This is a genomic window from Peteryoungia ipomoeae, from assembly GCF_004912165.1.
GTDB lineage: Bacteria > Pseudomonadota > Alphaproteobacteria > Rhizobiales > Rhizobiaceae > Allorhizobium > Allorhizobium ipomoeae.
Genome location: NZ_STGV01000001.1, coordinates 1,187,338 through 1,199,372, shown reverse-complemented (window position 1 = coordinate 1,199,372; position 12,035 = coordinate 1,187,338). Strand labels below are relative to the sequence as shown.

Annotated in this window: 12 protein-coding genes; 5 read left to right on the top strand and 7 right to left on the bottom strand. The window is 60.2% G+C overall.

The features are described 5' to 3' along the window. Positions 1 to 91: 91 nt before the first annotated feature. A complete protein-coding gene (locus FAA97_RS05810) occupies positions 92 to 1,588 on the bottom strand; it encodes a replicative DNA helicase (RefSeq protein ID WP_136597534.1) in 1,497 nt (498 codons plus the stop codon). Between the two features lie 398 nt (positions 1,589 to 1,986). Here FAA97_RS05810 and FAA97_RS05805 point away from each other — a divergent pair, with 398 nt between their 5' ends. The 3 genes from FAA97_RS05805 to FAA97_RS05795 are packed head-to-tail and all read left to right on the top strand — an operon-like array spanning position 1,987 to position 5,135. Further along, positions 1,987 to 2,442, top strand: a complete 456-nt coding sequence (locus FAA97_RS05805) for a MarR family winged helix-turn-helix transcriptional regulator (protein WP_136597533.1) — start codon at positions 1,987 to 1,989, stop codon at positions 2,440 to 2,442. Then, entirely contained in the window at positions 2,439 to 4,067 is a 1,629-nt protein-coding gene (locus FAA97_RS05800; protein ID WP_136597532.1) for an MFS transporter, read from the top strand. The genes FAA97_RS05805 and FAA97_RS05800 overlap by 4 nt, the downstream gene beginning before the upstream one ends. 21 nt (positions 4,068 to 4,088) lie before the next feature. Beyond that, positions 4,089 to 5,135 carry an HlyD family secretion protein gene (locus FAA97_RS05795; RefSeq protein WP_136597531.1) on the top strand — a complete coding sequence of 349 codons (1,047 nt, stop codon included), beginning with the start codon at positions 4,089 to 4,091 and terminating at the stop codon, positions 5,133 to 5,135. An 87-nt stretch (positions 5,136 to 5,222) separates the two neighbouring features. On the opposite strand, the gene rplI is transcribed toward FAA97_RS05795, so the two are convergent. The 4 genes from rplI to rpsF all read right to left on the bottom strand — a co-directional run bounded on the left by rplI (position 5,223) and on the right by rpsF (position 7,708). Next, positions 5,223 to 5,798: a 50S ribosomal protein L9 gene (gene rplI, locus FAA97_RS05790; RefSeq protein WP_136597530.1), complete on the bottom strand. Its 576-nt coding sequence runs from the start codon at positions 5,796 to 5,798 to the stop codon at positions 5,223 to 5,225. Positions 5,799 to 5,818: 20 nt separating this feature from the next. Further along, positions 5,819 to 6,796 (bottom strand): DUF2232 domain-containing protein, encoded by a 978-nt coding sequence (locus FAA97_RS05785; RefSeq protein ID WP_136597529.1) that lies wholly within the window; start codon positions 6,794 to 6,796, stop codon positions 5,819 to 5,821. A gap of 184 nt (positions 6,797 to 6,980) precedes the next feature. Next, complete coding sequence (rpsR, locus tag FAA97_RS05780) at positions 6,981 to 7,229, bottom strand: 30S ribosomal protein S18 (protein ID WP_003502063.1); 249 nt, start codon at positions 7,227 to 7,229, stop codon at positions 6,981 to 6,983. Between the two features lie 23 nt (positions 7,230 to 7,252). Further along, positions 7,253 to 7,708 (bottom strand): 30S ribosomal protein S6, encoded by a 456-nt coding sequence (rpsF, locus tag FAA97_RS05775; protein ID WP_136597528.1) that lies wholly within the window; start codon positions 7,706 to 7,708, stop codon positions 7,253 to 7,255. Between the two features lie 416 nt (positions 7,709 to 8,124). Between rpsF and FAA97_RS05770 the strand changes: the two genes are divergently transcribed. Then, positions 8,125 to 9,024: an RTX toxin gene (locus FAA97_RS05770; protein ID WP_136597527.1), complete on the top strand. Its 900-nt coding sequence runs from the start codon at positions 8,125 to 8,127 to the stop codon at positions 9,022 to 9,024. Between the two features lie 22 nt (positions 9,025 to 9,046). Here FAA97_RS05770 and FAA97_RS05765 read toward each other — a convergent pair whose 3' ends face one another. Together FAA97_RS05765 and FAA97_RS05760 are read right to left on the bottom strand one after the other, a co-directional pair. Then, complete coding sequence (locus tag FAA97_RS05765; protein ID WP_136597526.1) at positions 9,047 to 9,979, bottom strand: calcium/sodium antiporter; 933 nt, start codon at positions 9,977 to 9,979, stop codon at positions 9,047 to 9,049. A 241-nt stretch (positions 9,980 to 10,220) separates the two neighbouring features. Then, positions 10,221 to 11,264 (bottom strand): aldo/keto reductase, encoded by a 1,044-nt coding sequence (locus FAA97_RS05760; protein ID WP_136597525.1) that lies wholly within the window; start codon positions 11,262 to 11,264, stop codon positions 10,221 to 10,223. A gap of 229 nt (positions 11,265 to 11,493) precedes the next feature. Here FAA97_RS05760 and FAA97_RS05755 point away from each other — a divergent pair, with 229 nt between their 5' ends. Beyond that, on the top strand, positions 11,494 to 11,979 hold the full coding sequence (locus tag FAA97_RS05755) for a DUF3592 domain-containing protein (RefSeq protein WP_136597524.1): 486 nt from the start codon (positions 11,494 to 11,496) through the stop codon (positions 11,977 to 11,979). The last annotated feature ends 56 nt before the right edge of the window (positions 11,980 to 12,035 follow it).

The window sequence follows — 12,035 nt, the reverse complement described above, 5'->3', positions numbered from 1 at the left end:
CGCTGTGCACAAGGTATCGCTCGGCGGCAGCTTGTCGGAAAACAGAATGGCCGGCGCAGGGCCGGCCATTGCTTGAGAAGGGACCGAAGTCTTACGGCTCTTCGTATTGAATGAAGCTCGGCTCGGCCAAATCCGCAAAGCGCGTGAATTCCGACTGGAAGGCGAGCTTGACCGTGCCGGTCGGTCCGTGACGCTGCTTGGCGATGATGACGTCGGCCGTGCCCTTGACCTTCTCCATGTGCTGTTCCCATTCCGGATATTTCGGATCGGACAGGTCGCGGGGCTCCATGTTCTTGACGTAGTATTCCTCACGGAACACGAAGAGTACCACGTCGGCGTCCTGCTCGATCGAGCCGGATTCACGAAGGTCGGAGAGCTGCGGGCGCTTGTCTTCGCGGCTTTCGACGCCACGGGAGAGCTGCGAAAGGGCAACGATCGGAACGTTCAGCTCCTTGCCGAGCGCCTTCAGGCCCGTGGTGATCGCGGTGATTTCCTGGACGCGGTTTTCTCCCGACTTGCCCGAGCCGGTCATCAGCTGGATATAGTCGACCACGAGGAAATCGAGGCCGCGCTGACGCTTCAGACGGCGGGCGCGGGCCGAAAGCTGGGCAATCGAGATACCACCGGTCTGGTCGATGAAGAGCGGCGTCTTCTGCATCGTCTGGCTGAAGCCGACCAGCTTTTCGAATTCGTGCTCGGTAATGTCGCCGCGGCGGATTTTTGACGAGGAGACTTCCGTCTGCTCGGACATGATACGGGTGGCCAGCTGCTCGGCGGACATTTCAAGCGAGTAGAAGCCGACAACGCCGCCGTTCTTTGCCTTGAACGACCCATCCGGCATGACTTCCGGCTCATAGGCCGCCGCGATGTTCCAGGCGATGTTGGTGGCAAGCGAGGTCTTGCCCATGCCCGGACGTCCGGCGAGAACGATCAAGTCGGAGCGCTGCAGGCCACCCATCTTGGCGTCGAGCGACAGGATGCCCGTCGAGATGCCCGAAAGATTGCCGTCGCGCTCGAAGGCGGCACCCGCCATGTCGACGGCCTGGGCGACGGCATCGGAGAAGGACTGAAAACCACCGTCGTTGCGGCCGTTTTCGGCAAGCGCAAACAGGCGTCGCTCCGTATCCTCGATCTGCGCCTGCGGCGGCATGTCGAGCGGCGCGTCATAGGCGATGTTGACGACATCCTCGCCGATCTGGATCAGCGAGCGGCGCAAGGCCAGATCGTAGATAGCCCGGCCATAGTCCTCGGCATTGATGATCGTCACGGCCTCGGAGGCAAGGCGGGCGAGATATTGCGCAACCGTCAGGTCGCCGACGCGCTGGTCGGAGGGGAGGAAGGTCTTGATCGTCACCGGGTTGGCGGTCTTGCCCATGCGGATGATCTCGGAGGCGACCTCGAAGATCTTGCGATGCAGCGGCTCGTACAGGTGGTCCGGCTTCAGGAAGTCCGACACGCGGTAATAGGCGTCGTTGTTGACGAGGATCGCGCCGAGCAACGCCTGTTCCGCCTCGATATTGTTCGGGGCTTCCCGGTAGAGCGGCTCAGCCGGCTCGACGGAACTCAATTTGCGCGCAGCTTCGTTCATGCAATCATGTCCAATTCATCTGTCGGTAGAGGTCGCACCATAGCCATTACGAGGGCCAGCGATACGGCTTCGACATCAACCCACATTGATTCACAGGCTGTCATGCCGTGCCGAAATTAAAACAGTAACAAACCGACATTTTCGGTTGACTGTGATCTCTCGCGAATCGCTTCGGGCATGCCCGAACTTAGCAGAGGCTGGCGGGAATTTGGCGCCAAAAAAGCTCGGTCCGGCGCCGCACCCGCGTGGAACCATGGAACAATTCAGCCGTTCTCAAGGGCACGAGACCACCATGCTCTCCCTGCATGGCTGCCATCCCGCATCCGAACTTGATTTCCGCAAGCAACCAATTAATTAGGCATAATATAGATAGCAACCTAATTATATGGCTGATCACTATGAGTCGCGGATCCAAGAACGAGCAACTGTTTGACGAGATGTCGGCCTTTAACCGGAAGCTGCGGGCCTTTTTCGACGCAGCCGTCCGCGAGGAGGGGCTGACGCTCGCTCGTGCGAGAGCACTCTTTGCCATCGCCCGCCGCGGTCCGCTCACCCAGAAGGAGTTGGCGGAAGAGCTGGAGATCGAGACGCCAACCCTCGTCCGGGTGCTTGACGGCCTGGAGAAGCAGAACCTCATCCTGCGCACCGAGGATGCGACCGACCGGCGTGCCAAGCGTATTGCGATGACCGCGGCAGGCGAGGCGGCCTTCGACAGGATGCGCGTCATGGCGACCGGCCTCCGTGCCGCCATCACCGAAACGATCACCGAGGACGAGATCGATGTCGCGCTTGCGGTCGTCAGGCGACTGGCGGGCAATCTGCAGAGCTTGAACCCCAAGGAGGCACGGAAATGAGCACCGTCGAAGCTTCGCCCGCTCAGCCGGCGGCGCCTGAAGCGCCGCCGCCGAAGCCACTTTGGCTTGCCGTCATCTATGTTGCGTCCGGTCTGCTGCTCTTCATCACGCAGGGGCTCGGCATGAACATCGTCAACGCCAATCTCTATCAGTTGCAGGGCGAGTTCTCGGCAACGGTGGTCGAGGCGGCCTGGCTGTCGGCAGCCTATATGGCGCCCTATGCCACGCTGTCGATCGCGCTCTTCAAGGTGCGGACGCAATATGGCCTGCGGCCCTTTGCCGAGTGGAGCATTTTGATCTTCGTGCTCGCCTCCTCACTCAACCTCTTCGTCGACGATCTGCACTCCGCTCTGGTCGTTCGCTTCATCAGCGGCTGTGCGGCTGCGCCGATTTCGTCCCTCGGCTTTCTCTACGTGCTTGAAGCCTTTCCGCTGCATCGCAAGCTCAATCAGGGCCTGAATGTGGCGCTTCTCGGCACCCTCCTGTCCGCCCCGATCGCGCGGATGATCTCGCCGACGCTTCTCGACATTGACGGCTGGCACGCTCTCTACACATTGGAGGTCGGTCTGGCGCTGATCTCCATGGCCGTGATTTTCGCCTTGCCCGTCACGCCTCCGCCGCGCGCGAAAGTCATCGAGCGGATGGACATCCTCTCCTATCTGCTGATGGCCACGGGCATCGGCTGTCTCGCGGTGTTCCTGACGCTTGGACGTCTCTACTGGTGGTTCGAGACCTGGTGGCTCGGGGTGCTGCTGGCCGCATCGATCCTTTTCCTCGCACTGACGGCGATCATTGAATCGCGGCGTGAAAATCCAATGCTCGACTTTGGCTGGATTTTCTCTCGTCCCAACCTGCACATGGCCGCAGTCCTTCTTGTCTTCCGCGCGGTGTCGTCGGAGCAGTCCTCGACGGCCGTCAGTTTCTTTCAGCAGCTTGGCCTGCTCAACGACCAGCAATTCACGCTCTGGTTCCTCGTCATATTGGCGTCCGTCGGCGGCGCCATGTTCTGCATGGTGCTGATGTCCTCGCGATACGTCGAAACCGCCCATGTCATCGCGCTTGGCCTGATTGCCATCGGGGCCTATCTCGATAGCCAGGCAACCAACCTGACGCGGCCCGAGCAGATGTATCTGAGCCAGGGCATGATCGCCTTCGGCGCGGCGATGTTCCTGCCGCCGGTCATGGCGAAGGGCTTCATGGGCGCGCTCCAGAAGGGGCCGACCTATATCGTCAACTTCATCGTGATCTTCCTGTTCACCCAGATCACCGGTGCCCTGTTGACGACGGCAGCCCTCGGCAGCTTCGTCACGATCAGGGAGAAGTTCCACTCCAACGTGCTGGTGGAGAACATCCTCCTGACGCGGCCCGAGGTCGCGCAGCGTGTCGGCCAGCTGTCGGCCGCCTACCGCAAGGTGATCACCGACCCCGCCATTCTCAATGCCGAGGGCCTGACGCTCCTGGCGCAACAGGTGACGCGCGAAGCCTATGTGCTCGCCTACGCCGACACCTTCCTCCTGATATCCGTCGTCACGACCATGGCGCTTGTCGTTCTGCTCGTGCATCTCGCCTGGAACCGGATCCGCGCTGTGCGTGCCGTTCCAGCCGAGCCCATGACCCAATCCTGACGTCTCGAAAGAACCACGACCATGCTGAAGAAGATATTCACACCCGTTACCCTGCTCGTCATCCTCGGAGCCTTGATCGGCACCTCGCTGGTGCTCTACGCTTGGCGGCTGCCGCCTTTCACCAGTTCCGTCGAAATGACCGACAACGCCTATGTCCGCGGCTATGTCACGACACTGAGCCCGCAGGTCAGCGGCTATGTCGTCGAGATCCCCGTTCAGGATTACCAGAAGGTCGAGAAGGGCCAGTTGCTCGCCCGCATCGATGACCGCATCTATCGCCAGAAGCTGGCTCAGGCGGAGGCGGCCCTTGCCACACAGAAGGCAGCGCTCAACAATTCCCATCAACAGGAAGTGGCTGCACAGGCGGGCATCGCCTCGAGCGAGGCTTCCGTTGATGCCGCCGCTGCCGATCTGCAGCAGGCGCAGAGCCAGTCGGATCGACAAAACAGCCTGACGCGCAGCGGCGTTGTGGCAACCAGCGCGCAGGAGCAGGCCCAAGCCTCCCTTGATCGGGCCCGTGCAGGCATGGCCCAGGCTAAAGCAGGTGTCGAAGTCGCCCGTCAGGATCTGCAGACTATCATCGTCAACAGGGGGTCGCTGGAGGCCGCCGTTGCCAATGCCGAGGCGCAGGTGGAACTCGCCAGGATCGACCTTTCCAACACCGAAATCCGCGCCCCGCGGGATGGCAAGCTTGGTGAAGTCGGCGCCCGCGTCGGTCAGTTCGTCTCCGCCGGAACCCAGCTGATGGCAGTGGTACCCTCGGATGTCTGGGTCATCGCCAATTTCAAGGAAACCCAGCTTGCCGGTATGCAGGTCGGTCAACCGGTCGATATCCGTGTCGATGCGCTCGATCGTCGTATTCTGAAAGGCAAGGTGGAGCGCTTCTCACCCGCGGCCGGTTCGGAATTTTCGGTGATCAAACCCGACAATGCCAGCGGCAACTTCGTCAAGATCGCCCAGCGGATGGGCGTCCGCATCTCGATCGATCCCGAGCAGGATGTAAGTGACCTTCTGTCACCCGGCATGTCCGTCGTCGTCGAGATCGACAAGGCCGTCGACCCGGCCTGACGGAGCAATAATCCACGAAAAAGCCCGGCCTTGCTATTGCAGGGCCGGGCTTTTTTCTTGGCGCGTCAGGTGACGAGCCGGAAACGATTACTCGTCTTCGCCGTCCATGTCGGCTTCCGGATCGAAGAAATCTTCCGGACGCAGGGCATCTTCGTCAACGCCGTAGATGGCGTCGGCCGAGGTCAGGCTTTCGCCCTTGGCCTGGCGCTCTGCTTCTTCAGCCGAACGGGCAACGTTGAGTTCAACGGTGAGCTCGACTTCCGAATGCAGGTGCAGCGTTACCTGATGCAGGCCGATGGCCTTGATCGGGGTGTTCAGCTCGACCTGGTTGCGGCCGACGTTGAAGCCTTCTGCGGCCAGGATCTCGACGACGTCGCGGGCGGCAACCGAACCGTAGAGCTGGCCGGTTTCGCCAGCCGAACGGACGACGATGAAGGACTTGCCGGCAAGCGCGTCAGCAACCTGCTGGGCTTCCGACTTGCGCTCGAGGTTGCGGGCTTCGAGCGTTGCGCGCTCGGCTTCAAAGCGCTTCTTGTTGGCTTCGTTGGCGCGCAGCGCCTTGCCCTGCGGCAGCAGGTAGTTACGGGCGAAGCCGTCGCGAACCTTAACGGTCTCGCCCATCTGGCCGAGCTTGGCGATGCGTTCCAGGAGAATGACTTGCATGATTCTCTTCCTTTCTGTGGTCAATCGTTTGTGTCTGTTGAAGGGGTATCGGCCTTGCGGGCCGGCGTCAGGGCAACGGTTCGCCTGGTGTCGGCAAGACCGATGATCAGTGGGATCACGAGCGGCAGCAGCATGATCGATGAGAGATAGGCAAGCACAAGGGCCGGCACGCGCCAGTCCTTGCCGCGCGTCCTTTCGTGCAGCGAGGCAAAGCCCGCCACGAGGAAGCCGGCCCCGAAGGCGCCGCAAACGGTGGCGCCGATCATCGCCGGAACGCCGCCGGCAAAGGCCGCCAGCATGCCGCCAAGGAAAACGAAAGGTGCAACCCGCCCCATACGAAGCGTCGAGGGGAAATCGTCGCGCGGACGACGACCACGACCCGAAGCGGTGACGACGCGCATGGCGATGTAATACATGGCCAGGAGCAGCATGACCCAGCTGCCGGACTGGATGATTGGCAGGAGCAGCACCATGGTACGCTTCAACTGCTCAACTGCGCCGGCATCCGGCATCATGGCAGGGTCGCTGTCGTTCATCGCCTGCATCATGGCGTCGATCAGCTGGCCGGTGAATTCCGGACCGAAGCCGATGATGATGCCGAGCAGGATAACGGCGGCGGTGACAAAGCCGCAGAGCTGCAGGAGAATGTCGGAGAGCGGAAACCAGGCAATCAGGTTTTCGGGGCCGCCGATTTCCGATGCCGGCCGCGCAAGGCTTGCCAGATGCGCAATCCATGCGGCCGGAGCCAGCGTGAAAAGCGCCATGCCGAAGGCGAACATCGGCGAAACGCTGATCGTGCCGAGCAGGGCAGCCGTCAGAACGGCGGTGATCGAGGCAGTATTACCCCAGCCGAGGCCGACGATGAGAACGGGAAGCGCGGACGCCGCGTAAAGGATCGATGCAAAGGCAGGCTGTGCCGCAGCACCCAGCACGAGCAGGGCGGCGGTAATGCCGGCGAGAAAGCCGGTCCTCAGCAATTTTGCATCCAGTTTTTTCAACGTCGCTGTCCTGCTGGTTCTAGCAGTTAGGGGAGGGCCAAATGCGCTGTCGCAAAAGCATCCCCAACATGGGTTTTCACCTTAAGCCGCTGATATCGCGCCTTGAGGCATTCGGTTCCGATCCGCGCCCAACGCGGAAGGGATAACGACCCGCTGACTCTTAATCAGCGGGTCGTCAGCTCAATTATGCTACAACGTAAGGCAGCAGGCCGAGGAAACGGGCGCGCTTGATGGCCTGGGCCAGTTCGCGCTGCTTCTTCTGGGAAACTGCAGTGATACGCGAAGGAACGATCTTGCCGCGCTCGGAAATGTAGCGCTGCAGGAGGCGAACGTCCTTGTAGTCGATCTTCGGTGCATTCGCGCCCGAGAAGGGGCAGGTCTTGCGACGACGATGGAACGGGCGGCGGGCCTGAGAAGAGGATGCATCAGCCATTGTAATTTCTCCTGTTCTACAGATTACGCGCGGTCTTCGCGCGGACGACGCTCAAAGCCGCCTTCACGCGGACCACGGTCCGGGCGCGGGCCACGGTCGCCGAAATCGCGGCGCGGGCCACGATCGTCGCCATCACGACGCGGACGGTCGTCGCGGTCGCGCTTCTGCATCATGGCAGACGGGCCTTCTTCGTGGGCTTCGACCGCGATGGTCATGTAACGAAGAACGTCTTCGTTGATGCGCATCTGGCGCTCCATTTCATGGACGGCGGCTGCCGGAGCATCGATGTCCATGAGGGCGTAGTGAGCCTTGCGGTTCTTCTTGATGCGGTAGGTCAGGGACTTGAGGCCCCAGTTTTCTACGCGCCCGACCTTGCCGCCGTTAGCTTCGAGGACACCCTTGTACTGTTCGACGAGGGCATCAACCTGCTGAGCGGACATATCCTGCCGGGCAAGGAATACGTGTTCGTAAAGAGCCATGTAAGCTTTGCCTTTTCTTGCGGTTGTCGTCACCCGGATCCGGCGCTAAGCCTCACAGACTGCTCCTGAGCGGCAAGCCGCGGCAAGAAAAGTAGTGTGTTCGAGACGGTCGAGAGCGGAGACACGGGAGGCCGGAAACCCTTAATAGTTCCTGCTGCAAGCCAAGCGACCTGCCAGCCCTCCGTTCAGCCACCAGCCGGGAGACCGGGTGTTGTGAACGGCGCGCTTATACGCGCTTTGGCTGGGAATGCAAGTGCGGTTGCCGTTTTCACGCGCACTGGGCCTCACGTTCCCGTTAACGCTTTCCTTACTGAAGGGTCAGGTAACGCTTCGGTGACGGGCAAGCAGCATGTAAGATCTTCCTGAAGAAAGCCGCGATATCGTGGCGATCTTACACCTGATCCGGGTATCTGCCGATGACGACGATCAACAGCTTCTATCGCAATCCCAATGCGGCGAGTTACATGATGCAGTTGTTCACTGCGTCGCCGTCGCAAGCTCCGGTGCGTGAAGCAATCCGATCTGTGCAATCTCAAAGCGTGCCATCGGAAACGGCAGGGCAGCGGGCGCTCTCCCGGATCATCGAAATTCTTGCACTGCGCGATGCCCCGCTTGCCCAGGAGCCTGCGGTTGACGGGTCGCTTGGCCACATTACGGCGGCCAGCGGCAGTGACGGCGATGACAAGATGACCTTCAGCAGCCGTAGCGTCTTTGGCGTCGAGACCGGTGCTGGTGCAGATCTTGTCACCGCCAAGGCTGCCTATCTCGCTTCGGTGTCGCTGGGCGAGGGCGCAGACACGCTTCGTGCCTCCGGTTCTTTCATCGACGCGATCGAGCTCGACGTGGGGGATGACGTTGCCGAGCTTTCGGCCCGCCTGATCATGAATGTCAGCGGTGGCGACGGGGATGATCAGATCACTGCGGCCGGCTATGCGCTGATTGGCATTGATGGGGGAGACGGCGCCGACAAGCTGACGCTGGAAGGAACACGAATCTTTGCCTCCGGTGGCCGCGGCGACGATACAGTCGTCTTCAAGCGGACCGATACCTCCGCTGACAATGCGATCGCCGAATATGCCTTCGCCCGTGGTGATGGTCGCGACAAGATTGCATCGAACGGCGCGCTGACAATCCGCTTCGATGGATATTCCGAGCGCGATGTCCAGATTGTGGTTCAAGGCGAGACGCTGACGGCAAGCTTTGCCGGCAGTCAGGATGCGCTGAGCGTTACGCTCGACAAGGGCGCACTGAAGGGTGGCGCGCTGCCATATTCCTTCGGTCTGCAAGATGGTCAAACGATCCTGAGGATCGGTTGACCAATCTCTTCAGGTGCTGTGTTCAGATCTGCACGAGTGCGAAGGTGTAAACGCCGTAGGCTGCGAGCATGGCGCCTGCGACAAGTCTGCGGACGCCCACATGGGTGAGCAGCAGGGCCGCAAAGCCGATCGTGACGGCGAGCATCACCGGGACATCGAAGCTGCCGAAGCGCGGAGCAACCGCAATCGGCTGAATGAGCGATGTCACGCCGAGGATGAACAGGATGTTGAAGATGTTCGATCCGACGATGTTACCGATCATGATATCGGAGTGCTTGCGCAAGGCCGACATGACGCCGGTTGCAAGTTCCGGCAGCGACGTGCCCACCGCAACAACGGTCAGCCCGATCACGGCTTCGGAAATGCCGAAGTCGCGTGCAATGCTGGTCGCCCCGCGGACAAGCAGTTCTGCTCCGACAAACAGCGTCGCAAGGCCGCCGATGATCAGAAGCGCCATGAAGCCGCCGCCAAGCGTTTCGTGCTTGACCTCTTCACTGTCCAGCGCGTCCACTGCGCCTTTGCCCTTGACATAGGCGTAGCCGACATAGGCCAGCAAGGCCAAAGTCATCAGCAGTCCGGCCAGACGTCCGATGGCGTCAAACTGCACGAGGCCGAGCAGCAGAACCGCACCGCCGATCATCACATAGCTGTCCCGTTTGACGCCCTTGTCCCAGTGCGTAATGGGAAAGATGAGTGCGCAAATGCCTATGATCAGCAGAATGTTGGCCGCGTTTGAGCCGACAACATTGCCGAGCGCAATATCCGAGGAGCCCGCCAGCGCCGCGCGAACGGAGACCAGCAATTCCGGCATGGATGTACCAAAGCCGACGATGACGAGTGAGACGATCAGTGTCGGTATGCCCAGTTTCTGGGCCAGGGCTATGGCGCCTCTCAGCAGCCATTCTGCACCGTAGTAAAGTCCGACAAGGCCACCAATAACGAGAAGATAGTCCAAAGTTTCCCCCATGATTTGAGCGGATCGCGCTCGGTTGATCCCGCGGCAGGTGGCGATGGCTCAGCTATATGTACAGGTCAACTGACTTCACATTTTTGTCAGCAGCCGTTTGACGTCGTCGTCCGGCTGTTGAGATCACACAGAGCAGCTCGGCGATCAGGGATCGCCGCAATTGCTCTGTGTGTTTGTCTTTGTCATGTTTTCCGGCGCCGAAGCGACCGCGTTTCGGGTGGCATGCTCTCTAGATCGGCATGGGGAAATCCCGATGGATGGCGGCAATGTCGTCGATCAACTCCGCTGAAAGCTTCAGCTCGCCTGCGGACATGTTGATCTTGAGCTGTTCCATCGTCGTGGCGCCGATGATGACCGAGGCCATGAAGGGTCGTGTCAGGCAGAAGGCGATGGCCATGGCTGACGGGTCCATGCCATGTTTGCGGGCAAGCTCTACATAAAGCCGCGTCGGGGCTTGCTGCTGCGGCACCAGTCGCCCGCCGATATTGCCATTGATTGCGCCGCGCGATCCCGCCGGCTTGCTGCCATCAAGATATTTGCCGGACAGAATGCCGCCAGCGAGCGGCGAGTAGGCGAGAAGGCCGACATCCTCGTGATGGGAGAGTTCGGCGAGATCCAGATCGTGATGCCGATAGAGGAGATTGTATTCGTTCTGGATTGTCGCGACTCGCGGCAGGCCCTTCTCTTCGGCAGTCGTCAGGAATTTCTGTGTGCCCCAGGTGGTCTCGTTGGAAAGGCCGATCGCCCGGATCTTGCCGGCGTGGACGCAGAGATTGAGGGCTTCAAGCTTTTCCAGGATTTCGTCGGCAGTGCGTGCCTTGTCCTGTCCCGAAGGATCGTAAGTCCAGGAGCCACGGAAATGGAAATGACCCCGGTTCGGCCAGTGGATCTGGTAGAGGTCGATATAATCTGTCTTCAGACGTTCGAGGCTTGCATCCACGGCGTCCAGAATGGATTGCGCCGTGATCGGCGCGCCGCCGCGGATATAGTCACGACCGGCACCCGCCACCTTGGTTGCGAGGACAACCTTGTCGCGCTTGCCCGAAGTCGCAAACCAGTTGCCGATCAGGCGCTCGGTGAGCGCGTAGGTCTCTGGCGATAGCGGCGTCGTCGGATAGAGTTCGGCGGTATCGAAGAAGTTGACGCCCTGGTCGAGCGCATAATCCATCTGTTCGAAGGCCTCTGCCTCGCTGTTCTGCGAGCCCCATGTCATGGTGCCCAGGCAGATTTCGGAGACTTGGATATCGGTGCGACCGAGCCGGTTCATTTTCATTGGGTAGCCTCTATTGGGGAAGTCGGCCAGTTGAAAGGCCGCAAAGTCGTGGCAAAGATAATCAGGAATTGCCATCTCGCAACCGCGCAATGATGGACTCCAGTTTTCTGCGGATTGAAAGCCGCGCAAAGCGGGTGGTCGCGCTTGGAGTGCACCTTGGCGCTGTAATGGAGCATTCATCCTTGCTCGATAACTAGGCATAAAGAGTGCAAAATGCCGGAGGGACAGAGTGAAATACGAGAAGCGGGCAAAGCTGGCGTCGCACGCTTTTGCGCTAGTCTTATCCACGATTTTGATAGGTCTCGTATTGCCCGTACATATCCAAAACAAACGTATCGCGGAGCAGCAGCTCGAGCATTGGACTGCAGCTATCGCCGAGGTGCAAAACGTTGAAATCAAACATCGTAGAGGCAGGCGCTCCTGCACCTATCAAATCCTGTACACTTTTGTGGCCGAGGATGGTCAAGTGATGCGCCAACGATCGCATTTTCCTTGCCAGAAGACAGGGTGGTTCGAGCGTGAGGCCGTGCCCATGGCCAAGAGGATAGATGTCCTCTACGACACAGCAGATCCGACCCGCTCGCGACCGCTTGTCTTGATCAAAAAAGACCAGGCATTTCAGTTTCACTACCTCGCGCTCGTGGGTATCGTACTGTGGACCGCCCTCTATGTGATTGGTAGGAAGATCATCAGGTTTGCCATCAAGCTTCCCTGACTGCTACGGGAACAAAGCTCTGGCGCGCATTGCGGATCAGGGGATGCAGCTTCCGA